We start from the raw sequence: 25,092 nt of genomic DNA, 5'->3' as shown, positions 1-25,092 counted from the left end.
ATGTATGACTTTTTGGGAAAACGCCATTCTGACTATTGACAGCGGCCGCTGTGACGGCAGTGAATTAACTCACTGCCGCCGCGATGTGCTTTTTTATTGATATGTCATGGTAAAGGTGGCGCTGGCATTGGCGGTGCCGGGGGTGACTTTGTTTTCGGTTTGATAATAGCGGGCGGTGATATCGATTTCTTTCTTTATGTCAGTGCCAGTACTGGCGGTGATACCCATTTCTTTAGCTTTGCCAATTTCCATCGGGTCTTTATTGTTACCAACAAGCAGTTGCACTCCCACCCCGCTGGCAGCACCGGGTTCTGGGGTTAATTTAAGTACGCTCTGATGACCAGGCTCAGCATCGCCATCGATTTTAAGGGAGTATTTAGTATTGGGATCGCAGGTTAAAGCTATTTTATTGGTATTTTCACGGCCTTTAGACCCCATGCCAGTAAAATCTTTTTGCTGCTGTTCTCCTAAGTTAAAATCAATATTGAGAGTATTCAGGGTGCAAGTATTAGATGTGATTTCTATTTTTTGTGAATTATTATTTCCAATATTTATTCTCTTGGCCGATCCTGGACCATTGGACTCTACATAATATTCCCCAGAGTATGTTGGTGATGAAAATTCACCAATGCCATGATTTAAATTTAACTTTACAATATATAAATATACGAGAAACATATATTTTACTCCCCGTTGGTGGTTGTTTAGTATTTCACATGTATATTCTAATTTGGTGCTATCGAAGGAACACTCAGGATTCTGATACATCTCTTCAATTCTTATGCCTATTCCTGATATTCCGCTATCAAAAGTATCACTGCTGATAAATATCGGGGTTGTTGTGGGTACTAATCTGAATACAATTTTTTCTCCAACATCTTGAGGTGTAATTTTACTACATGACATGTCAGAACTAATCTCCAAGGATTTTTCTTGATGACCAATATTACTTGTGTTCATGAATTTAATTTTATCTTTTCTCATAAAAAATTTAGAATCCCCTGTACATTCCGGAGTAGCATGAGAAATATAAGGTGTAAATATATAAAAAACTGATAAAACTGTAATTAATTTTACTAATTTATTTTTTTTATTCTGATTTATAGCTTTTGCAATTGACTTAAACATAATGACCTACACGATTATTTTATTGAGCCACGGGCTAGTAAAGATTAACCCGCAACCCTAAGTTTATTTACCGGCACACCGCATCCAATATGCGCACTGCCGAAGTGGTATCAGTTTCTGCTGCCGGTAAGGTCAATGCCGCGCGACACTGCTGCTTTTCCTGATTGCCCCATTGCACCTGCAAATTGCCGTTATCCGGCACGCCGCTGAGATACACCTGGCCGTCATCGCCGACAATACTGCTATTGGCGCTGTCGGCTGCCTCACCCTGCAAGCTGACCATAGCACCGAACGGCACCGGCTTACCTTGATAACTGAGGTTAATCAGCACCCGGCTACCGAGGCGTGGCTGGAAGTTAGCCAGCACCACCGCGCCGCGGGTGGGTACTACGTTTTGGCTGGTGATATCCATATCGATACTGTCCCCCATACTTTGGGTATCCAGCGCCACGCTGTTCTGGCGATAAGGGGTGGCATAGGGCACCACTGCATAGCCACGCCAGTCGGTTTTTACCCCGCGACCACTGCCGACGCCGACACCGCTGGCTCCGGGGGCGCGCACCAACACTAAGGTATCGCTCTGGGATTGTGACAGGGTGACGCCGTAAGGATGCGCCAGCACACCGCCGCTCAGGCCATAGTTCAACTGACGGCTGTTCGCACTGTAGCTGTAACCGGCGTTTACCTGGCCGTAACTAGCGCTATAACTGCTGCTCAGGCTACCGCTGTTGCCGCCGCCGCGATTGGCGCGACTTTGTTGCAGGTTGTAGCTGAGATTATTATCGAGCGCACTGCCACTCAGCCCCAACTGCTGACTGGTCGCCCCGCCTTTATTGCTGTTAATACTGTAATTGGCCCAACTATTGGGCAGCCATTTGCTCAACGGAATATTGACACTCAGACTGGCGCGCTGATCATTTTGCTGCTGGCCCGGCGTCTGGCTATAGCTGTAATTTAGGCCATAGCTAATGCCAGAGAGAGAAATGTTGTAGCCCAGTGTGGCATTGCGCTCGTAGCCTTTGCGCTGCCAGTAATCCTGCTGATAAGCGGAAAGATACAGGCTGCCAAAATCATTCAGTGACTGACTGATATGAAACTGGGTACGGCTGCGCTTGTTATTGTTGCGCCCCAACGAGTTAATGCTGCCCACGCCGGTCAGTTGGTTAGCTTCACTGAAATCATAAAAACCCTCAGTGGAGTAGCGGTGGCTACCGAGCGAGAAGTTCGTGCCGGTTTCAGTAAAACTTTTGGCATATTGCAGCCGGTATGATTGCCCCTGACGGGTAGTGCTATCTTCAAAGGTGGTTTTGGCTTGGGTCACATCCATGGATACCGAACCGACACGGCCTAAACCCACCCCCACCCCTAGCGCGCCGGCCTGATAATCAGCTGAGATTAATAAGCCGTTATACAGGGTAAAGCCGAACGGCATGCCGTAGGCCAGCGAGGTCTGGGCAAAGTGCGGCGTAGGGCTGCCGTTGCCACCGCCACGGTATTGACCGGCGCTCAGAGAATATTTCAGGCTGCCCTCGCGCTGCATAATCGGCGCGGAAGCAAACGCCTGCTTAAAGCTGCGCTCGCGACCATCGGCCTCTTTGATGGTCACCTCTAAATCACCACTGGAAGAGGTCGGGTACAAGTCGTCAATGGCGAAAGCCCCCGGTGGCACGTAGGTTTGGTAAATCACATTATTATTCTGACGAATGGTGATCTGCGCGTTGCTATCGGCAATACCGCGTATGACCGGGGCAAAACCGCGCAAGCTATCGGGCAACATACTGTCATCAGATGATAACTGCGCACCACGGAAAGCCACACCGTTCAGGATCTCGCCGGGGGTGTAGCTGTCACCGAGGGTCAGTTGGCCTTTGATGGCGTGAATATCGCGCTGTAAGGTATTGGTAATGTTTTTCCACTGTGCCTGACCATTGCTGCTCTGGCTGTAAGTGGAATAGTTACGCAAACGCCACGGCCCCCAGTTCAGCCCGCTGCGCAGGTTGAGAAAATGGCTGCTGCTACTGCCCGGCTGGTTATCCTGCCAGCTATTGGCACCGCTCAGGCTGTAATTGACCATCAGCGCGGGGATACCTTGATCCCACTGTTTCGGGTCAATATAGCCGCGCGCCTGACTGTTCAGCGCCGCCTGTGGAATGCTTAAATCCAGCCGCTGGTGATGAATATCAAAGCTGCTGCTGGCGGCCGGAATAAATTCGCTCAATTGCGTCAGTGGCACATCCACCGGTTGCTGTTGCAAAGCCGGGAAGGCGGCCACTTTCACCCCTAAATCAGCCAGTTGCTGCGGGGTGATTTCGGCCAGTAAGTTGCCGTTATCAGCAATAAAGGTGACGTCGCGCGTCTCTATCTGCTGGCCATTCAGGTAAATATCTACCCGATAGGTGCCGGGCAACTGTGAACCGGATTGCGAAAATACACTGAGATCAATGGCCGCATAGCTGGCGTCTTTAATTTCTAACGAACCGGGATGGAAATAATCCTCAGCCCAGGCGGGGGCCGATAAGGTGGTTAACCCCAGCGCTAACTGAATAGCCAACCTTAAAGCCCGCCCACTGGCTGGTAAAGCAAAATGATGCTGCGTCATGGTGGTCATCCGGGGTTATAAGCTGGCGCTGGCAATATCTGACGTGCCGCCAAAATCATTAATTGCCTGCCAGCTCACCGCGCCTGTAGCGCCAGCGGGGAGGTCAACGGTGAGGGTGCCTTGAGGAGCTACCATCAGCGCGCCTTTGATTTCGCTGCTTCCCACTTTCAGGGTATGGAAGGAGACGTGATAGGCGGTGGGGTTGCTCACTTGTAATTGCTTGCCCTGGCGCGCGAAGCGCAGTGCTTTATAGGCATCAGCGGCGTTACCGGCCAGCCCGGCCGGGCGGTAAAATAATTTGATGCGATTTTTAATCGAGATAAATAGCTGGTTGCCATCGCCTTTTTTACTGGAGGGAATGGTTTTGACATTCAGCCAATACACTGATTCGCGGTCTTGCGGCAAATTACCGCCCGCTAATAAAATACGCAGGTTACTTTCCTGCCCGCCATCTAAACGGAATAACGGCGGGGTGATAATAAAGGGCACTTTGTTATTATTGGTGGCCTCAAAATTATCGACCCAGCTTTGAATTAAATAAGGGGTGTTTTTATCCTGATTGGTCACGGATAAAGTAGCTTCTTTTTTAGCACCATCATAAATAACCCGGGTGCCGCCGACCGCAACACCGGCCTGAGCTGACTGCATCACGCCGGTTAAACAGGCGATAAAGAATAACGATTTTAACCACGGCATGGTTGTTCTCTCTAAATAGATTAATTTTTGCCTTGGTGGCAACAATAAATAATAAAAATTACTTCCCCGACAAATAAAATATCGGGGCGGTAAAGACTGCATAATTACTGCGTTAATAAAGGTATTAGCGCGGGTGGGGATTAGTTAAATGTTATGTCGTAACCTAACGATACATTTACATCACCAGTAGTTTTGGAAGCAGCTTGGAAGTCAGTAGCAGCAGTACCGGTCTTGATAAATTTAGCTTTGTATTTTAGGTCATTAGTTGCTTGCCCTCCCATGTTCAGAGGGGCGGCATCAACACCATTCTTAATCGGCGTTGAGCCATCTGTATCAATTAGTTGCAATGCATAGCCTTTAGCACCACCTTCAAACTTGAAATTGTCTCCATCTGCTGTACCGGTAAATTTTACCGTGGCAGTTTGGGCCGTGAAGGGGCAGTCTTTAAGACTGATTGTAATTTCTTTTTCGGCGGGAATAGTATCTTTACTGTTCAGATTAATACTGCCAAGATCTAGAGTGGTAGTTGATTTTGTTGTATCTATAGAACATGGGCTTGCTGTGATTTTGCCTGTAACATTAATTGAACCACTCGCAGCATTCGCCGCAGAGGCAAATACCGAGGCGGCCAGTAAAGAGGTAACAATCAGTTTCTTTTTCATCGTGATATTCATAATAAAGCTCCGGTGCGAAATAGTTCGCGATAGTTAATGGTAATGTTTAATAGTTAATTTGTTTTGGCCTAATGACCGGTTTTGCAATGAAAGGTGTTTGTTGCCGTTTCATCTTGGCAGCTAATATAGTGAGCTGAAATATCAAAAGAAATAGAAATGTTTTGGAATTAATGCCAGGTAATAGCGAGTGGGATTCACTAAGGCGGGATTATTTATTATTAATAGTGTAATGCCGCCTTAATATAGTGACTAAGGCGGCATTATTATGATTATTTTTGCTGGAATTGTTTGGAAGTGGGCTTATTTGGCTTATTGAAAGTGGTTTGGAAATAGATCGGAACAGGTCGGGGATATTAATTGGGGTGTGTTAGAGTACGGGATCTGATTTCGGTTGCTAGACGTTCTGTTATCACCTTACCTCTGCGGCCTCAACCGAGCAGGAGGGCAAGCCGGCCCTCCTGCACCTGCGGCTTGCGCGAAATATTACTGCTATTCGCAGTCCCCTCCGGCAGCCGTTGGCCTTATCGAGCCAGCGCGAGTCGCTTCCTGCTCCAGCGCGCTTTTCGCCGGGGTAATTCGTCCCATCCCTGGGACTCACCCCTTCGGGGCCGCTGCTAGCAGCGTTCAAATCTGCTCCCGGTAGATTTGTCCATGCCCGCTCACTCTACCCTCCATCCTTGTCGGTAATATTCCTAATTGCGCTCAAGGTCAAAAGAGAAAATCAAAACCATTGTTTTGACCTTGAAGTTAAAAGCACATTTGAGCAGCCGAGTGAAGAATGAAGGTAGGACGCGAGGCATGGATGCGAATCGGCCCGATCCGTCAGCGAAATGATGAGGGAGGGAACCCACGCAGTGGGCAAGCGATACGTGCGTAAGCGCAGGGGTTCCAAGAGGGTTACGCGCTTGTAACCCCTTTGGCGGTTGGTTCATCGGAGGTAAGGTGAGCCGTGAAGCTCTAACAACCGAATTGATCACTAATCACTAATCACCACCATCAATATCACCGGTAAAGCGTCTGTGCCCACCTCGCCAACCCAGCGGTGACGGAGCCAAAATCATTACCACCCACTAATGGAATCCCCGGTAATTGCTGCTGTAATGCCGCGCGTAGTAGCGGGGAACGAGCGCTGCCGCCGGTCAGGTAAATTACATCCGGCGTGACGTGGCTGGTGGCGAGTGCCAGACTGACTTGCTCTTGAATGCGTTGCAGTGGCTGGGATATGGCTTCGGCGAGCTGTTGTTGGCTGATAGTTTGCCCCAACTCTGGTTGTACAAAATCCAGTGCCGCGGCGACCTGTTGTTGCTCGGACAGCGCAATTTTGCTCTCTTCTGCGGCTCGCACCAGGCGGTAACTTAAGCGCTGTTGATAGACTTTCAGTAAGCGCTCAACTTGCTGTGGATTGGCGGCATCACGGATCAAATCCCGCAGGAAACGGCCATTAACCGTGCTATAGAAATCGCTCTGAGCCGGAACATCATTGGTGGCAACAGCATTCCAGTAAGGTAATGACGGCATCGCAATCCCTTTTTCGGTTTCGCTGCCCATACCAAACAGTGGCATCAGTTGCTTGAATGCCAACATGATATCGAGGTCATTCCCTCCGACACGGCAACCACTGTGGCCCAGCAGACTTTGCTGGCGATCGGCCAGACCTTGCCATTTCGGCCCCATCAGCAGTACTGAACAGTCAGTGGTCCCGCCGCCGATATCTACTACCAACACGGTTTTCTCGCTCTTGAGTGTGGCTTCAAAATCCAACCCGGCGGCCACTGGTTCAAACTGGAAAGCGATATCGCGAAAACCAGCGCGTTGCGCGGCGCGCAGTAAAATACCTTCAGCTTGTTGGTTGGCTTCTTCACCGCCGGAACCCTGGAAGTTAACCGGGCGGCCAATCACTGTCTGGCTGATTTCAGCTGCCAATACCGATTCTGCCTGGCGCTTAATATGGAACATCATGGCGCAGACTAAATCCTCAAACAACGCCAACTGTTGCGGTTTTAATCCATTGGCACCCAGGAAAGATTTAGGCGATTTTACAAAGTAAACTTCTTCGGGATCTTCAATATAGTGGGCCAGCGCTGACAGGCCGAACATCAAGCTATCAGCTGTCACCGGAATATCTTCTTCGCGGTTGAACGCCATGGCGCGGCGTAACAGTTGCTGGTTTTCGTCACTGCCGGTTGGCACCTGCCAGTGGCGGTGCAAGCACTCACTCACGGCTTCGCGGGTCGGGGCGCACAGCATAGAGGGCAAATAGACGTCATTATTCTCCAGCACCAGCAATTCGGGAGCATCATCCCGCATCACGGCAACTGAGCAGTTTGCTGTGCCGTAGTCAAATCCAATGAACATAATTGCCCCCAGGCCAAATAAAGGGGGGCGACTTTACCTTAGAGTGAGCAACGGGGCAATCATCAAGTCGGGAGATTTGGTTATTTAATGGCGAAATAACCGCTGTTAAGCACTTCGGATAAAGGTTCAGTGCGGCCAATCATTGTGCCGTCAGCTAAATCAACACCGATATCAATCAATTTACTCAAGGTTGGCGGCAGTTCTACCGGGCCTGCCAGTGTGGCGATATTCGCACGCTGTGCGGTGCCGTTGATAATGGATATCAGCACTTCGTCCATTTGATTAATGTGAATATGGGCGATTAATTCGCTGTTAAATTTTAGGTAATCAATGCGGTGCTCTGCTAACAATTCAAAATCATTCAGATTATGGCCAAACTCTTTCACAATGAGCTTGCAGCCCAGTTGTTGCAGCTTGGCGAGGAAGTTGCCAATCGCAAACGGATATTGCAGCAATGTGGACTCATCTATCATCCAGTACAAACTTTGTGGTGGCACCAGGGTCTGTTGCATCAATGTGAGCAGTGATTGGCGGAAATCCTCTTTGAGCAGCGCCAATTCTGATAGCGGGATCGCCAGCGCCAGCCCTTTCTGCTGGATTGCCTGGGCGTGAACAACTAACAATTGCTTGCATATCCAGCTATCAACTTTCGGCAGCAAGTTATACAACGTTGCCGCCTCCTCAAAGGCCGACTGACTGACGATGATATTGTCTGGCCGATTAATTTCGAAACTGACCTGATAGAAACACACTGACAACGGCGTTTTCGGCGGTGCGGTTGGGGTTAACTGTAGTAACAGTTGATTCTCACTGAGAATGCTTGCTACATCTTCCCGACTCAGCAATTCGTGCTGGCGGGCTAATAGCTGCTTTTGCCTCGGCTGATAGAGATAAACCTGACCACGCCCGCTGTGTTTGGCGGTATAACAGGCGATATCAGCCTGCGCCATGATTTCGCTGCGCTGACTGTTGCTGCGGCTGATTTGCGTGACACCGGCACTGGCACCTATACGGTACAGCTTATTTTCCCAGTAGAAATGATAGCCATTGATCATGGATACCAGGCTTTGGGTGATAGCTTTGGCGTGAGGCAGGGTGCAATTGAGCATCAGTAAACCGAATTCGTCGCCCCCCAACCGCGCAACACAATCACTGTTGCGCAGATGCTGGCGCATTAACTGACTGAGTTCTTTGAGCAGCGCATCACCCGCAGGGTGCCCGGCGGTGTCGTTAACCGCTTTGAAATAGTCCAGATCAAGGAAAGCCAGCGCGTGTTGTTGGTCAAAATCGATGCTTTTCTGGATAGCTGCTTTCAGCTTATTTTCAAAATTGGCGCGATTTGGCAGCCCGGTAAGGTTATCGTGAGAGGCGCTGTGGCTGAGCTTGCGCATCATCGCGCGCGACTCGCCGACATCCTGGAACACCAATACCGCCCCGACAATGGTTCCCTCCAGTGTTTTCAGGGGGGCGACAGATTCCTGAATGTCGTAATGCAGCCCGTCGCGATGATGCAATACCATCGACTCATTCAGTGAGGAATAAGGGCGCTGGGTGAGGCAATGTTCTATCGGATTATCAATTTCCGGCCCATCAATACCATCAGTGAGCTTAATAATGTGCTGTATGGGTTGGCCCAGTGCGATGGTATTGGCCCAACCGGTCATTTTCTCCGCCACCGGATTCATAAAGGTGATTTTCATTTCCTGATCAGTACATACCACGGCCTCGCCGATGGAATCGAGCGTGATATGTAAGCGCTCTTTCTCTTCATGCAGCGCTTCAGTCAGATTTCTGATTTCGGTCATATCCAGCGTGGTACCAATCAGGCGCAGAATATTGCCATTTTTGTCGCAAATCATATTGGCCTGATTACGCAAATGGACAATCTCGCCATTGGGCAGCAATAATCTGAATTCAAGCCGGTACGGCAGACGTTGAGTGAGGGCGGCACTGTATTCACGTTTCACGCGGTTGATATCTTCCGGGTGAATGTATTGCTGCCAAACCTTTTCATCAACCGGGGTATTGAGCGGGACATGATAAAGCTCATACATCCGTTTATCCCAACTGATCAGCTGTTTTCTGATATCCAATTCCCAGATACCGATCCCACCGGCTTCGTTTGCCAGTGTGATGCGCTCCATCAGACGGCGGTTAACTATCTCGCTTTTTTTCAGATCATTAATATCTTCCACCTGCGAGATGTAATAGAGCGGCTGTTGCTCATGGTCGCGCACCACACTGACCACCAGTAGCGCCCACACCACCTCGCCATCACTACGGATATAGCGTTTTTCCATCGAATAGCTGGGGATGCGGCCATGATACAAATCATCAAGCAATTTTAGGTCGGCGGAGAGATCCTCCGGGTGAGTGATTTGCTGAAAGGTCAGGGTCAGTAAGGTTTCCTGCCGGTAATCCAGCAATTTACACAGTGCCTGGTTGACCTGCATCCATTTGCCTTCCGGCGACACCAGAGCCATACCAATGGCCGAATATTCCATCGCATTGCGAAAGCGGTTTTCACTTTCAACGATGTGCTCTTTTTCCATCCGAAAAGAATGCATCACCATCGCCATAGCATGGGGAGGAATCAGCACCATCAATAATGGAATAAAGGAAAATGCCTGCACTGATAGTTTGGTATCAACCTGAAGGGTAAACAGGTTGAAATTGATCATCAGCGCAATCAGCAAGGTGGCCAGAAAACAGATAGTAAAGGTTTCAAAACGCGGTAGCCGGATAGAGGTCCAGATCAATGCCATGATGATGAAAGTAAAGGGAAATGGCAGATACATCAAACCGAGATAGCAAGCTGACAGTGACACTATCATCATCCATGTCATGTCGAACAGCGCTTTGGTTTTGTTGGTAATATTAAAATAACCTCGGCGGTACAGTAGCCCGACTGGCCCTAGCGCCAACATGCCGATGGCTTCGGACATAAACCACACCGTTAGCACTTGGGTAAAGCTGCCGTTTTGCGGCGCTAAATACCACGCCGCTGCCAGCCCGCTGATCAGGGGGACGATAACCACGGTACAAATCGAGAATTTGAGCCAACTGAACAGGTTATTTAACGGATCTTTAGGTTGGAGAAATTTGCGCAGTAGCCAGGCGCCCGCCGCTGCTTCTGCAAGATTTATCAATGTCAGCGGCAGCGGAAACCAACTGATTCCATATAAAATATAATTGGCGGCAACAATACATATTCCTGCTGATAATAATTGCCACGACCAATAGCGCATGGGGTGGTGGAATAGTGCCACCATCAATACTGCGGTTGGGAACCATAACGGAGCCAGGTTTTCTGATTGCTCAGAAAGGCGGATACAAAATAGTGCGAGCAAAAACACCACGATGCTGATGATAGTGATGTGCAGCAGTGTTTTATTGTCAGGAGCCGGTTTTTCAGCCGCGCTGAGATCCATATAACGCCTTATTTTGCTCGCAAACATGTTGATTATGATAGAAAAATCTACCATATAAAAATAGACCGTATTTGAAATACGGTCATATTTAGTAGTTTAGTATAGCTAAGCATGGATGGTTGCTATTTGTTGATCCCATGCTCAATTAATGATTTGTTTATTATCATAATCATTAAACTAAGAATAGGGTGGCGAGTCCCAGAAAAATAAAAAAGCCGCCAGTATCGGTGATAGCTGTGATCATGACACTGGAACCGATAGCTGGGTCACGACCTAAACGGGCCATGGTCATCGGGATAATGACCCCCATCAGTGCTGCCATTAATAAGTTAAGGATCATCGCCAACGTCATCACGCCGCCCATCGCCGGATCGTCATAGAGCAGATAGGTGACCACCCCCATAATCCCGCCCCAGATCAACCCATTGATCAGCGCGACACCTAACTCTCTGAACATCAGAAAAGTGACATTACCCTGCTGGATATGATGCAACGCCAGGGCGCGCACAATCATGGTGATGGTTTGATTGCCGGTGTTACCGCCAATACCGGCGACAATTGGCATCAATGCCGCCAATGCGACTAATTGTGAGATGGTATCTTCAAATAACCCGATGACCCTTGAGGCCACAAAGGCGGTACAAAGATTAATGGCCAGCCATGACCAACGAGTTCGAACAGCACGTCCCACCGGGGAAAATACATCTTCTTCCGGGCTTAAGCCCCCCATGCGCCTTAAGGTGGTGTCACTCTCTTCATTGACCACATCAACAATCTCTTCGATGGTCAAACGGCCCATTAGTTTGCCTTTGGCATCAATAACGGCGGCGCTGATCAAGTCATAACGTTCAAAGGCACCTGCGGCGTCTTCTGCTTTTTGCTCCGGTTGGAAAGTTGTCGGGTTGCTCTCCATCACCTGGAATACTTTGGTATCCGGTGCATTGAGGAGAATAGCAGTCAGAGGTAGTTCGCCCAGTAAGGTATTCTTGCGATCAATAACGAAGATCTTATCCGTAGCATCGGGGATATTCTTCCGATAACGCAAATAGCGCTGCACGGTGGCAAGGGTGACATCGGCCCGAACCGTCACCAGTTCGAAATCCATCATCTGGCCGACAGTATCACGGCCATATTGGATGACTTCCCGCACCCGGGCGCGTTGGTCCGGGTCCAGTGACGTGAGCAAGCGGCCCATCAAGTTACGCGGCAGGTATTCAGCCAGGTAAGCCTGTTCATCGACATGCAAGGTGCGCATCGCTTTTAACAGGTCTTTGTCGCTCATCTCTTTGATCAGTGTGTCCCACACTGTTTCAGAGACTTCGACCAGCGTTTGACCGCGTTTCTCGTTTTTGACTAGCCGCCACAATGCCAAACGTTCATCGTTAGGTAAGGCTTCGAGTAAGTCGGCGAGGTCAGCGGCGTGCAGATCGTCGAGCAGCGTTTTGATTTCTAATGTTTGTTCAGCAAGTTGCTCATCACTGAGTTTTTCCCGCTCATCCTGACGGCCAAGAATGCCATCGACTAAGGCTTTATTATTTAATAAGAGGGATAGTATTCGATTGCGTATTTCTGCCAGTTTTTTCGCGTTATTTTTAGAGGTTTTTTTGGCCGCAGCAGAAAACGAAACCGGAATGATTGGTACTGGCATAATATGTGGTGTCCGTGTATATAAAACGAGCGTATAAGTACGAAAATCTAGGGGCTAACATCCGTCTCATGTGGGCCAGGAAGTTCACCGTCCACTGACAACTCAACTCGTTGTGCTTCACGTCGCTCCTGATGGTGAGAAATAGAGGCGATCCCTGCGAACAATAAGCGGCCAAATAGAATGAGAAAGCTCACCAGCAAGATGATTTTTGTTAGTTGGGTCGATGGCCGTCTCTTCATATTTACCCTTTCCCCTGCGTCCTTGAAATTGCAGCGGTGTTAGCTGCATTCGTTCACCCGAATCACTTTCTGATGTAAGCTCATCGGGATTTTCTTATTTGCTGCCTTGCTGCAATCCCAATGACTTTGGGGAATATCCTGCGTCCTTGAAATTGCAGCCTGATTTATATCAATAAATGTTAGCTGCATTCGTTACTCGGCCCGTCCATGGGCCTCGCCTCTGCGAGGCCGCTGCAAGCAGCGTTCAAATCGGTTCCTGACCGATTTGTCACCCGAATCACTTTCTGATGTAAGCTCATCGGGATTCTCTTATTTGCTGCCTTGCTGCAATCACTTATCCTGATTACGCTTTGTCGGCCTCAGATTCGGCTTCTTCCGCTGCTTCTTCTTCAATGATTAGCTTCCAGCCGACCACATCATCCCAATAAGCCTGCTCACGTTCAAAATCCAGTTGTACCAGATTATTTTGTGCCAGGTAACCCGCCGGGAAACGTAATGTCCAATGGCTGTCATCGGTTATCAGTCGCAATGTTTCCGGTGTGGTGGTTGATTGACGTTGATTATTCAATAAGGTGCTCAAACGCAATAATTGAATTAACGGCAAATAATACTTTTTCTTGAACAAATTCAAACGTGGTAACTCATCAAGCTTAATGGCTTTACGATGCATACGCACCAGGGTTGCCAGCAGCAATTGCTGCTCCTGATTGAAGCCGGGCAGGTTGGTATTTTGCAATATATAGGCAGAGTGGCGGTGCATCCCGCTGTGATTAATACTTAGCCCCACTTCGTGCAGCATGGCCGCCCAATTTAACAAGGCCTCCAACTGAGGTTGCACTAACTTGGTATTCTGCGCCATCCATTGTGCATAAAGTTGCTCGGTGGTTTCCAGTACCCGCCGGGCTTGTTCCCGGTCAATATTGTAGTGTTCGGCCAAACTTTTTGCCGTGCGTTGACGGATATCCTGATGACGGAAACGGCCTTCCATTTCATACAACACGCCTTCACGTAATGCACCATCAGACAGACGTAACTCTTTGATTGCCAATGCATCAAATACACCACACAAGATAGCCAAACCCGGCACAAATACCGATTGGCGATCTTCCGATAAACCTGGCAGGCTCAGTGCAGAGAAGTGTTTGTATTGCAGCACTTGCTCAACCAGCATTTCGAGGCGTTCCGGGGTGATCAAGCCGTCTTTCTCACCCATTTCTACCAATACTTCGTAGGTGGCTTTGATAGTGCCAGAGGCACCCAGAGCATATTGCCAGCCCTGAATGCGGTATTGCCAGGCGAGATTTTCCAGCTTTTGCGCGGCAGCCAGACGGGCGCGTTTAAAATTGGTCTTACTGATTTCGCCGTGTGGGAAAAATTGTTGTGCAAAACTGACACACCCCATACGGCGGCTTTCAACCAGCAGAGGTTCAAAATCTTCGCCAATAACCAACTCGGTTGAACCACCACCGATATCAATCACCAGTTTGCGGCCTTTTTCCGGCTGAGTATGTTCGACTCCCATGAAAATCAGACGCGCTTCTTCCTGACCTGAAATGATCTCGATCGGATAAGGAATGACTTCGGCGGCGCGCTTGAGGAAAGTCTCTGCATTCGCGGCTTGTCGCAGTGAATGCGTCCCCACGATGCAGACATTATCTGGTGAGAAACCTTGCAAACGTTCTGCAAACAGGGCCAGACAAGCCAGACCCCGCTCAATGGCTTCTTCGCTAAGCATATTATTGCTATCCAGACCATCAGCCAGATGCACTCGCTGCTTCAGGCGCCCTAAAACCTGCAACGCGCCGTTGACGACGCGGGCAATGACCATATGAAAACTGTTAGATCCCAGGTCGATAGCAGCAATTTCTTGCGGTTTCGAGGTAATTGAATTGTTGGTTAGCGGCATAGTTTTAGCTCGATACGTCTGGTTGTTCCAGCGCTTTTAAATAATCATAGATGGCAATCTGTGCACGTACTTTGCGCTTATTTCCACGCGGTACATAACGATTACTCAGTTCTTTATCAATATAACGGGCTTTTACCGTGTCGTTGAATAGCAGCTCTAAAATATCCAGCACCCGCTGCTTTAACCTCGGGTCCAGTAATGAGACTGCCACCTCAATACGATAATCAATGTTACGGGTCATCCAGTCAGCGGAAGAGAGATAGACCAGTTTGTCGCCTTTATTATCAAAAACGTATACCCGGTCATGCTCTAAGAAGCGGTCAACAATACTGGTGACCTGAATATTATCGCTGATCCCCGGCATGTTGGGGATTAACGAACACATCCCTCGCACTAATAGCCGGATCTTCACCCCCGCACTGGAGGCGCTATATAACCTATCTACCAGCCCTTTATCCACTAAATTATTTATCTTTAGGGTAATCCCGGCGCTTTCGCCCGCCTGAGCATGAATAATTTCCTGATCGATCAATTGATATAACATCAAGCGCGAGTTCTGCGGTGACACCATCAAATTATCGAACTTAACAGGGCGGTAAGGATTTTCAATAAAATTAAATACCCGCCGCACTTCATTGGTAATACGCGCATCTGCCGTCAGTAAAGAATAGTCGGTATAAATACGTGCTGTTTTCTCGTTAAAGTTACCGGTGCCAATATGAGCATAACGCACGATCTCCTCGCCTTCTAGGCGAGAGATCAGGAATAATTTGGCATGAATTTTCAGCCCCGGTGCGGAGAAAATAACGTGCACGCCAGCGGCAGTCAGACTTTTGGCCCAATGAATATTGGCTTCTTCATCAAAGCGTGCCTGTAATTCCACCACCACCGTCACTTTCTTACCATTATGAGCAGCATGAATCATTGATTCGATTATGCGCGAATCTTTGGCCACGCGGTAAATATTGATTTTAATCGCCAACACGCTGGGATCGAATGACGCCTGGCGCAGCAATTCCAATACGTGTTCGAAAGTGTGATAAGGGTAATACAGCAAGACATCTTGCTCGCGAATAGCATCAAAACCATTGCGGAATTTATCAAACCAAATATGGCGCAGACGTGGCATCGGTTTGTTAACCAGATTGCTTTTGCCGACATTAGGGAAGTTGATAAAGTCTTTGAAATTATGATATCGGCCGCCAGCAATAACTGAGTCATCATTCGAAATACCCAGTTTCTCGCGCAGTAATTCCACCATTTCATCTGGCATATCGCGTTGATAAACAAAGCGTACTGGCTCAGCGGTCAGACGCTGTTTTAGGCTTGATGACATTAACTCCAGCAGGCTGGATTCCATTTCAGTGACCAAATCATATTCCGCATCGCGGGTCATCTTCATGGAGTAGGCATTCAACGCATCGTAATCAAAGAAGCCTTTAAAAATCTCATCAAGACAATACCTAAGAATATTATCAAGTAATATCATTGGCTTGCGGCGGCGTGGTGCTTCCGGTGGTAAATTGACGAAGCGCGGTACTTTATCTGAAGGAATTTCTAGCAGGGCATAGGCTATTTCCTGACCACGGATAATTTCCACTGCCAGATAGGTGTAATCATCTTTTAAGAATTGCACCAGATTAGTGTCGTGGTTAATCAGAATCGGCGTGATGTGCTGGCGCAGATGCTGCTTAAAATATTGCTTTAACCAGATTTGCTGATTCTCGGAAATTTGTCGCTCATTAATCAGGAAGATTTGATTACGCGCCATTTCCAGCAAGAGATCATTATAAAGCCCGTCAAATTCTTGGTCGGCTTTCACCACTTTGCTTTGGATCTTTTTCAGCAAATGGCGGGAGGTGACGGCAGAGCCTTGTTCCTCGTTAATTAAAATGCGCCGTTTCAGATCAGCAAAACGGACTTTATAAAATTCATCAAGATTGTTGGAGTAAATGCCAAGAAATCGCATCCGCTCGATAAGTGGATTGCTCTTATCCGCCGCTTCCTGCAATACCCGTTCATTAAAAGATAACCAACTGAGTTCTTTTTCGGTGTAGAGCTTTTCCTGACCCATTGCAACTCCAGTAAGATTATTGTGGGAGTATTTAGTGTCCTTAATCATTATTGCGAAAGATTGACAAGAAAGTCCAACAGATATCATTAGTTAACGTTGCCAAACCCTCATCACAAACATTGTCATGCAAACGCCACAAAACTGACATAAGATGCTCGGTCATCTGGCGGTATATCTATTATAGATAGGCGTTTGGATTGGCAACATAGACCGGATATAGCGCAAGAGTAGAGGTAAGCAAGACTATGCAGCAAGCGGGTGTGGTAACACCATCAGGGAGAGATAAGCGCCGGGCTGTTATTGAACGTCTGGTGCGTATGTTGGTGACGGGTAGTGGCCTGTTGGTTTTGCTGACCCTAATGCTGATTTTCGTCTATTTATTGTACGCTGCTCTCCCCTTATTTAAGCCCGCGTCCATCAATTTGCACCATCAGTTTGCCGTGAATCGCAGTGCGCCGACTATTGCTATGGGGACGGATGCCCAAGGGCTGGTGGGGTACCGCATTGATGATAAGGGCAGAGGTTATTTCATTCGGCTGGATAAACAGGGTGAATCTCCCGCCGGTAGCCTTATCAGTGAGCAGCAATTATCACCCCTGCCAGTGTCAATCAGCCGTGCTGCGGGTAGTCAATCTTTGTATGGCATTGGCTTGAGCAATGGTCGTTTTATGCTGCTGCAACCTGATTTTTCAGCGACACCACCACGCTGGCAATTTCCACTGGGCGAGCAACCGCGTTTTCTGGATTTGACCGGCCAAAAACTGAGCCAGTTGGTGCTGGCTGAACCACAACCACAACACTTTTCTATTGCTGCAACTGCCGCAGATGGCCGCCTGATGGCCGGAGTGTTTACTGCTCAAGGGCAGCAGGTTACCGAACTAACGGATGTCCCCAAGGCCATTGACCAACTGTTATTAGCACCCGACGGGCGTCTGCTCTATCTGTTATCTGACCATCAGGTGTATATCTATCAAGTTGGCGCTGAACTGACATTACGAGAAGTGGTTTCTTTGCAAGATGACAAACACCCGTCGAAAGGGCCGTTGCACCTTTCTCTATTAGCGGGCGGAAAGTCACTGTTAGTTCAATCGCCGGACGGTGCCGTCACACAATGGTTTGATGTCCCCAAAGGGCCAGACAACCAATATCATTTGACGCGAATTCGCAGCTTTACACCCGCAGGTAAGGGCTTACTAACCACTGAAAACACGCGGCGGGTATTTGCTTCATTATCGCCACAAGGCGAACTATCACTGTTCTCCAGTATCCAGTCAGCACCGCTATTACAACATAAACTGGTGGCGGGCATGACTCATGCGGCATTCTCCCCTTGGGGCGATAACTTGCTGGTCGAGAATGCTGCCGGTTGGTCTACCTATCAATTAGACAATCGCTATCCTGATATCAATTGGCGCAGCTTATGGCAGCGGGTGTGGTATGAGAACTACCCCGAACCGGCCTATGTTTGGCAGTCAAGTTCGGCACAAGAGAGCTATCAAGCCAAATTCAGCCTAATCCCCATTATTTTTGGCACCTTAAAGGCGGCGGGCTACGCCATGTTATTTGCTGTGCCGCTGGCATTGGCTGGTGCTATTTATACTGCTTATTTTATGTCGGCGGGCCTAAGGCGGGTGGTTAAACCGACGATTGAGATGATGGGAGCCTTTCCAACGGTGGTGATCGGTTTGATTGCCGGAATTTGGCTGGCTCCGGTTATCGAACAGTATTTGACCGGTATTTTATTGTTGTCCCCCTTGCTGGCATTGACGATTTTATTGTGTGGCTGGGGTAGCGCTCGATTGGCGGCAAAAAAGCAACGCCAGTTGCCTGCGGGCTGGGATGTCATTATTTTGCTACCGGTCATTTTATTGACTGGCTGGCTGGCACTTTGGTTGGGGCCAAAACTGGCGATAGCTGTGCTGGGAGTGCCGTTGCATGAATGGTTGGGCGATAATTATGACCAGCGCAATGCCTTAGTCGTGGGGGTTGCCATGGGCTTTGCCCTGATCCCGGTCATTTTCTCGCTGGCGGAAGATGCACTATTTAGCGTGCCGCCATCGCTGAGTCAGGGTTCTCTGGCATTGGGGGCGACCCCGTGGCAAACCCTGATTCGTGTGGTGCTGCCTTCCGCTTATGCCGGTATTTTTTCCGCATTAATGATTGGTTTTGGCCGCGCAGTAGGGGAAACCATGATTGTACTGATGGCGACCGGCAATACACCGATTATCGATGGCAGCATTTTCCAAGGGTTACGGGCGATGGCCGCTAATATTGCCATTGAAATGCCGGAGGCGGTGATGGGCAGTGGTCATTATCGGGTGCTGTTCTTGACGGCCTTAGTGCTGTTTTGTTTCACGTTTTTAGTCAATACACTCGCCGAGTCCATTCGCTTGCGGTTACGTGAACGCTATCAAATGGAGCAGATTGTCTGATGACTGGCTTTACCAAAAAATGGTTCGCTTCCGGCTCGCCGTGGATCTGGCTGACGGCTGGGGCGGTGAGTATCAGCTTGTTGGCCTTGCTGGGCGTGGTTTTATTGCTGGCGGGGCAGGGGCTGCGTTATTTCTGGCCCAGCCCGGTTTACGTTTTTGAACTCAAACAAACTGCCGCCGGCCCCGTCCGGGTGATTGGTGAAATTTATCAGCAGCAGTCCCTCCCACGCGAACAACTAGAGCAGGCTGGTATTATGTTACCGCCTGAAGCGGGTGAAACTGTGACCCGTTATCTGATTAAGACCGGTAATCGTGAGATACAAGGACAAGATTTTCATCGCTTGCTGAACACCGATATTCAACAGCGTAGCCAGCCTAAAGATGTGTTGGTGTTAGACCGCCACATTAATGGTACGGCATACGGATTTCTGGCTGGAATGCTGGATAACGGCCAGCCGGTGGTGGGCGATAATTTAGCTCAGGAACTGCAAAAACGTATTCCGGTCATACAGGCGCTGCTCAGGCAGTCCAAAGATATTCAGTTCCGCCAGATGAACATGCTGAATCAACAGTTCGAAGCATTGCGACTACAGAAAAAACGCCTGCAAATGAGCGGTGACTTTGATGGCAAAGCGCAAGACCGCATTGAAGCCGAGTGGGGCGAACTCCAGCGCAGCCATCAGGCGATGATGGAACAATTACGCGGCTTGCAAAGCGACCAAAGCCGTTACACTCTGCTATTGCGCGATATGAATGGGCAAATTCATCCACTGCCACTGAGCCAAATCAACCGTGCCTGGTACCCCAATGATATGAGTCTTGGGCAGAAACTACGCCATTTCGCGGTACAAACACATAAGTTTCTGACCGATAACCCGCGCAACGCCAATACTGAGGGTGGGGTGTTCCCGGCTATTTTTGGCACGGTGCTGATGGTGATCCTGATGTCTATTGTGGTCATGCCATTGGGGGTGATTGCTGCGGTTTACTTACATGAATATGCAGGGAAAAACTGGCTGACTCGGATGATTCGTATTTCCGTGGTGAATTTGGCAGGTGTGCCTTCCATTGTCTATGGGGTGTTTGGTCTCGGTTTTTTTGTCTATTTTATCGGTGGCTCACTGGATAAACTGTTTTATCCCGAAGCTTTGCCTAACCCGACATTTGGTACGCCGGGTGTGCTCTGGGCGGCGTTAACACTGGCTTTATTGACATTGCCGGTGGTGATTGTTGCCACTGAGGAAGGGTTATCGCGCATTCCGGCCAGCTTGCGGCAAGGCTCATTGGCGTTGGGAGCCAGTAAAGCCGAGACACTGTGGCATATTGTGTTGCCGATGGCAGCCCCGGCGATGATAACCGGGCTGATTTTGGCGGTAGCGCGAGCCGCAGGGGAAACGGCTCCCTTGATGCTGGTGGGGGTGGTGAAATCAGCGCCGCTATTGCCAGTAGACGGTGTTTTCCCGTTCCTGCATTTAGAACGTAAATTTATGCATTTAAGCTTCCAGATATACGATATGGCATTCCAAAGCCCCAATGTAGAATCTGCCCGGCCATTAGTCTTTGCCACCGCGCTACTGCTGGTGATTATTGTGGTAGGCCTTAATTTAGCGGCTATTGGTATTCGCCATCATCTGCGCGAAAAATACCGTGGTTTAATGCTGTGACTGAACTTTTTAACCCGCAGGATGAGATATGGGACTTTTGATGCCAGATTCGCTGCCGCTGTTAGATGTGCAGCAATTGACCCACGAGCAAACTGCATTAGCGGTCGAAAAGCTCAATTTATTTTATGGCGATAAGCAGGTGCTGCATGATATTTCCTTTAATGTCCCCAAACACCGTGTTACCGCGCTAATTGGCCCTTCCGGTTGCGGTAAATCAACCTTGTTGCGCTGTTTTAATCGCATGAATGATTTGCTGGATAACTGCCGCCTTGAGGGGCAGATTCGGCTGGGTGACCAAGTGATTACCGAGAAAACCACCGATGTGGCGGCATTGCGTCGGCGGGTCGGCATGGTCTTCCAGCGGCCGAATCCCTTCCCAAAATCTATTTATGAGAATGTGGTTTATGGCCTGCGTTTGCAGGGAATTCGCGATAGGCGAGTACTGGATGATGCCGTCGAGCGCTCATTACGCGCTGCCGCTTTGTGGCATGAAGTCAAAGACCGGCTGCGCGAAAATGCGTTTCGTCTCTCCAGTGGTCAACAGCAGCGCTTAGTGATAGCCCGGGCTATCGCGATTGAGCCAGAAGTGCTGTTACTTGATGAGCCGACGTCGGCGTTAGATCCTATTTCAACATTAACTATCGAAGAGTTAATTACCGAATTAAAACAGCAGTATACCGTGGTATTAGTGACCCATAATATGCAGCAGGCGGCCAGGGTTTCAGATTACACCGCGTTTATCCATCAGGGGACGTTGGTGGAATATAACGCTACCGATGCGTTATTTACTTCACCACATCAGCGGCGTACGGAAGACTATATTACCGGACGCTATGGTTGATGGCATTTAGGTGAGATTGGCGCTGAAGCGGTTTGGATTGCTACAGCGCCAATCACCTGATTATCGGTTAAGCACTCTTTATCGATGGTGTCTTATGTTTAGCCAAGTATTGCGGCTGGAAAATACACATACGGATTACTGTGCGATACTCACCATTGATAAAGAACTCTTGTTTCAATTCACCTTCGATTTCAAAGCCTAATTTCGTATAAATATGAATGGCTTTCTCATTCTCTTTATCCACAATCAAATACAGTTTGTACAGATTCAGGACAGAAAAACCGTATTCCATTGCCAGTCGTGCAGCCGAACCGGCAAAACCTTTACCTTGATGGGCCGGGTCGATAATAATCTGAAACTCAGCGCGGCGGTGAATGTGGTTAATTTCGACTAACTCCACCAGACCTACTTTGGTGCCTTGGCTTTCAATAATAAAGCGGCGCTCACTCTGATCATGGATATGTTTATCATACAGATCAGACAGTTCGACGAAAGCCTCATAAGGCTCTTCAAACCAATAACGCATCACGCTGGCATTATTATCTAACTGATGGACAAACGGCAGATCATCCCGTTCCAATGGGCGTAACCGGACGCTGCTAGTGGTTGACATGCTTATTCCTCATATAGGACAGCGGTTGCTGCCGTAAAAATTATACTATTGAGTTGAGGTGTTAGCACAGAGGAAATAAAAAAGGCGCTCCTTTTAGAAAGTCGCGCCTTTATTGTGCAATAAGCCAATATTACTCAGCAGCGTAGCCTTGGGGTGGTAAGCGTTTATCATCCAGCCAGGCGGCATTATCACGCATTGCCAGACGGCCATCAGTAAACCAGCCGACCACTAACGGGTAAATGCTGTGCTCTTGAGTTTGCACTCTCAACATCACATCCGCTTCGCTATCATCACTGAAAATCGGGACTTTGGCTTGCAGGATGACCGGGCCGCCATCCAGTTCTTCTGTGACAAAATGCACTGAGGTACCGTGTTCCTGGTCGCCGTTTTCCAATGCTTGACGATGGGTATGCAAACCGGGGTATTTCGGCAGCAGCGAGGGATGAATATTCAACATCCGGCCAGCATAATGCTGAACAAATTCCGGGCTAAGAATACGCATATAACCCGCCAGCACCAGTAAATCAGGTTGATACTGATCAATGGCTTGCGCTAATGCTAAATCAAAACTGGCGCGATCGGCATAAGCCTTGGTATCCAGAGCATGATGCGCAATACCTGCCAGTTCAGCTCGCTCCAGCCCATAAGCATCAGGATTATTACTGAAAACAGCACTAATCTCCCCTGAAATACGCCCTTGTTGTTGGGCGTCTATCAGTGCCTGTAAATTACTGCCTTGGCCCGAGACCAATACCACTATCTTTTTCATAATACCCTTCGTACTTGAAGTTGCAGGGGGAATTATCAATATTACGGATTGATAATGACTTGCTCTGCACCATCAGTCGCCGCAGCGATAACACCAATTTTCCAGGCTTTTTCGCCGGATGCGGTTAACAATTCAACCGCTTTGTCTGCCAGTTCAGCGGGGAGCGCAACAACCATACCAACACCGCAGTTAAAGGTACGGTACATTTCGTGGCGGCTGACATTACCCGTCTCTTGCAACCAGCTAAATACCGTAGGCCACTGCCAGCTAGCTTCATCAATCACTGCCTGAGTCCCTTGTGGCAACACGCGTGGGATATTCTCCCAGAAGCCACCACCGGTCAGGTGAGCAATAGCATGGATATCAAGCTGCTCAATCAGGCTAAGAATTGATTTTACGTAGATTTTGGTCGGTTCCAGCAGATGGTCGGCCAGAGATTTGCCATCCAATTGGGTCTGTTCTGGATTGGTTTGACTGACTTCCAGAATTTTGCGCACCAAAGAGTAACCGTTAGAGTGCGGGCCGCTAGCCCCTAACGCCACCAGTGCATCACCTGGTGCCACCTTGCTGCCGTCGATAATTTCTGACTTTTCGACCACGCCAACACAGAAACCGGCAACGTCGTAATCTTCACCGTGGTACATCCCCGGCATTTCGGCCGTTTCACCACCAACCAGCGCACAACCTGATTGTTTGCACCCTTCGGCAATTCCGGTAATCACACTGGCGGCAGTATCCACATCCAGTTTACCGGTAGCAAAGTAATCAAGGAAGAACAGTGGTTCTGCGCCTTGAACTACCAGGTCGTTGACACACATGGCGACTAAATCGATACCGATGGTATCGTGACGTTTCAGGTCCATCGCCAGACGCAGCTTGGTGCCTACGCCGTCGGTGCCTGAAACCAGAATAGGTTCACGGTATTTTTGTGGCAAAGCGCAGAGGGCACCGAAGCCGCCCAATCCCCCCATCACTTCCGGGCGACGAGTCTGTTTAACCACACCTTTTATGCGATCAACAAGGTCATTGCCGGCATCAATATCTACACCTGCGTCTTTATAGCTGAGAGAGGTTTTGTTGGTCACTGCGAGGTCCCCACTGCGGTTGGCTGTTTGAGCTTAGGAAGAAAACGCGACAATTCTAACAGCGCAGGCAAACGTTTGCGAGTAGCTTGTGATATCACTCCGATTTTTAGCTTTCTTGACTTAATAATGATTTTCTATTGATCTGAATCAGGCTATTCATTGTGGCGTTCAAAAAAAAAGGCGGTATAATCTCGCGATTTTTTTGGCCGCCAGTCGCCTAACCAGGAGAAAAATAATGAAGATCGTTGAGGTGAAACACCCGCTAGTAAAACATAAACTTGGTTTGATGCGTGAGAATGATATCAGTACGAAGCGTTTTCGCGAGTTAGCGTCTGAAGTGGGGAGTTTGCTGACTTACGTGGCAACCGCCGATCTGGAAACTGAAAAAGTCACCATCGAGGGTTGGAACGGGCCGGTTGAGATTGAACAGATTAAAGGTAAGAAAATTACCGTAGTCCCTATTCTGCGTGCTGGTTTGGGCATGATGGAAGGGGTATTGGAAAATGTACCTAGCGCGCGCATCAGTGTGGTGGGTGTCTATCGTGATGAAGAAACCCTAAAACCAGTCCCTTACTTCCAGAAGCTGGTATCAAATATCGATGAGCGCATGGCGCTGGTGGTTGACCCGATGCTGGCAACCGGTGGTTCGATGATTGCCACCATTGATCTGCTCAAGAAAGCGGGTTGTAAGAGTATTAAGGTATTGGTATTGGTCGCCGCTCCTGAGGGCATCAAAGCGCTGGAAGCCGCTCACCCAGATGTCGAGCTGTACACCGCTTCCATCGATCAAGGCCTGAACGAACACGGCTACATTATCCCTGGATTGGGTGATGCCGGTGATAAGATTTTCGGAACCAAATAAAAGGTCACCCCATTATGCTATTCGCTTGCCATTTTGAACCAGGGCAGTGCTCGAAATCCTCACGTACTGCGTGTAC

General features: G+C 48.8%; 17 protein-coding genes. 4 read left to right on the top strand and 13 right to left on the bottom strand.

Going from position 1 to position 25,092, the window contains the following annotated elements; genetic code table 11:
• Nucleotides 1-93: 93 nt before the first annotated feature.
• The 10 genes from HU019_RS20285 to ppk1 form a co-directional block, all read right to left on the bottom strand.
• Complete coding sequence (locus HU019_RS20285; protein WP_227739210.1) at nt 94-1,128, bottom strand: fimbrial protein; 1,035 nt, start codon at nt 1,126-1,128, stop codon at nt 94-96.
• Nucleotides 1,129-1,195: 67 nt separating this feature from the next.
• Nucleotides 1,196-3,736, bottom strand: a complete 2,541-nt coding sequence (locus HU019_RS11380) for a fimbria/pilus outer membrane usher protein (protein ID WP_407083952.1) — start codon at nt 3,734-3,736, stop codon at nt 1,196-1,198.
• A 6-nt stretch (nt 3,737-3,742) separates the two neighbouring features.
• A complete protein-coding gene (locus HU019_RS11375; RefSeq protein ID WP_174849059.1) occupies nt 3,743-4,423 on the bottom strand; it encodes a fimbrial biogenesis chaperone in 681 nt (226 codons plus the stop codon).
• A 140-nt stretch (nt 4,424-4,563) separates the two neighbouring features.
• Entirely contained in the window at nt 4,564-5,097 is a 534-nt protein-coding gene (locus HU019_RS11370) for a fimbrial protein (protein ID WP_174849058.1), read from the bottom strand.
• A gap of 1,002 nt (nt 5,098-6,099) precedes the next feature.
• A complete protein-coding gene (gene yegD, locus HU019_RS11365) occupies nt 6,100-7,452 on the bottom strand; it encodes a molecular chaperone (protein WP_050076329.1) in 1,353 nt (450 codons plus the stop codon).
• 80 nt (nt 7,453-7,532) lie between these two features.
• Entirely contained in the window at nt 7,533-10,883 is a 3,351-nt protein-coding gene (locus HU019_RS11360) for a diguanylate cyclase (protein ID WP_174849057.1), read from the bottom strand.
• 172 nt (nt 10,884-11,055) lie between these two features.
• Nucleotides 11,056-12,531 (bottom strand): magnesium transporter, encoded by a 1,476-nt coding sequence (gene mgtE, locus HU019_RS11355; RefSeq protein WP_174849056.1) that lies wholly within the window; start codon nt 12,529-12,531, stop codon nt 11,056-11,058.
• 47 nt (nt 12,532-12,578) lie between these two features.
• On the bottom strand, nt 12,579-12,770 hold the full coding sequence (locus HU019_RS11350) for a YfgG family protein (protein ID WP_011815811.1): 192 nt from the start codon (nt 12,768-12,770) through the stop codon (nt 12,579-12,581).
• A 343-nt stretch (nt 12,771-13,113) separates the two neighbouring features.
• A complete protein-coding gene (ppx, locus tag HU019_RS11345) occupies nt 13,114-14,676 on the bottom strand; it encodes an exopolyphosphatase (RefSeq protein WP_072076535.1) in 1,563 nt (520 codons plus the stop codon).
• A 4-nt stretch (nt 14,677-14,680) separates the two neighbouring features.
• A complete protein-coding gene (ppk1, locus tag HU019_RS11340) occupies nt 14,681-16,750 on the bottom strand; it encodes a polyphosphate kinase 1 (RefSeq protein ID WP_174849055.1) in 2,070 nt (689 codons plus the stop codon).
• 245 nt (nt 16,751-16,995) lie between these two features.
• Between ppk1 and HU019_RS11335 the strand changes: the two genes are divergently transcribed.
• Genes HU019_RS11335 through pstB form a run of 3 tightly spaced genes read left to right on the top strand, consistent with a single transcriptional unit; the run spans nt 16,996 to nt 21,687 of the window.
• A complete protein-coding gene (locus HU019_RS11335) occupies nt 16,996-19,182 on the top strand; it encodes an ABC transporter permease subunit (protein ID WP_174849054.1) in 2,187 nt (728 codons plus the stop codon).
• Nucleotides 19,182-20,846, top strand: coding sequence for a phosphate ABC transporter permease PstA (pstA, locus tag HU019_RS11330; RefSeq protein WP_174849053.1), 1,665 nt, complete (start codon nt 19,182-19,184; stop codon nt 20,844-20,846). Before HU019_RS11335 ends, pstA begins: the two co-directional genes overlap by 1 nt.
• A 28-nt stretch (nt 20,847-20,874) precedes the next feature.
• Nucleotides 20,875-21,687: a phosphate ABC transporter ATP-binding protein PstB gene (gene pstB, locus HU019_RS11325; RefSeq protein WP_174849052.1), complete on the top strand. Its 813-nt coding sequence runs from the start codon at nt 20,875-20,877 to the stop codon at nt 21,685-21,687.
• A 67-nt stretch (nt 21,688-21,754) separates the two neighbouring features.
• Here pstB and speG read toward each other — a convergent pair whose 3' ends face one another.
• The 3 genes from speG to purM form a co-directional block, all read right to left on the bottom strand.
• Nucleotides 21,755-22,300 (bottom strand): spermidine N1-acetyltransferase, encoded by a 546-nt coding sequence (gene speG / locus HU019_RS11320; protein WP_174849051.1) that lies wholly within the window; start codon nt 22,298-22,300, stop codon nt 21,755-21,757.
• Between the two features lie 130 nt (nt 22,301-22,430).
• On the bottom strand, nt 22,431-23,069 hold the full coding sequence (gene purN / locus HU019_RS11315; RefSeq protein WP_174849050.1) for a phosphoribosylglycinamide formyltransferase: 639 nt from the start codon (nt 23,067-23,069) through the stop codon (nt 22,431-22,433).
• 41 nt (nt 23,070-23,110) lie between these two features.
• Nucleotides 23,111-24,154, bottom strand: a complete 1,044-nt coding sequence (purM, locus tag HU019_RS11310) for a phosphoribosylformylglycinamidine cyclo-ligase (protein WP_174849049.1) — start codon at nt 24,152-24,154, stop codon at nt 23,111-23,113.
• 235 nt (nt 24,155-24,389) lie between these two features.
• Between purM and upp the strand changes: the two genes are divergently transcribed.
• Nucleotides 24,390-25,016, top strand: coding sequence for a uracil phosphoribosyltransferase (gene upp / locus HU019_RS11305; protein ID WP_005162121.1), 627 nt, complete (start codon nt 24,390-24,392; stop codon nt 25,014-25,016).
• The last annotated feature ends 76 nt before the right edge of the window (nt 25,017-25,092 follow it).

It is taken from the genome of Yersinia artesiana, from assembly GCF_902726545.1.
GTDB classification, from domain to species: Bacteria; Pseudomonadota; Gammaproteobacteria; order Enterobacterales; family Enterobacteriaceae; genus Yersinia; species Yersinia artesiana.
This window is presented reverse-complemented; position numbering and strand designations above follow the sequence as displayed.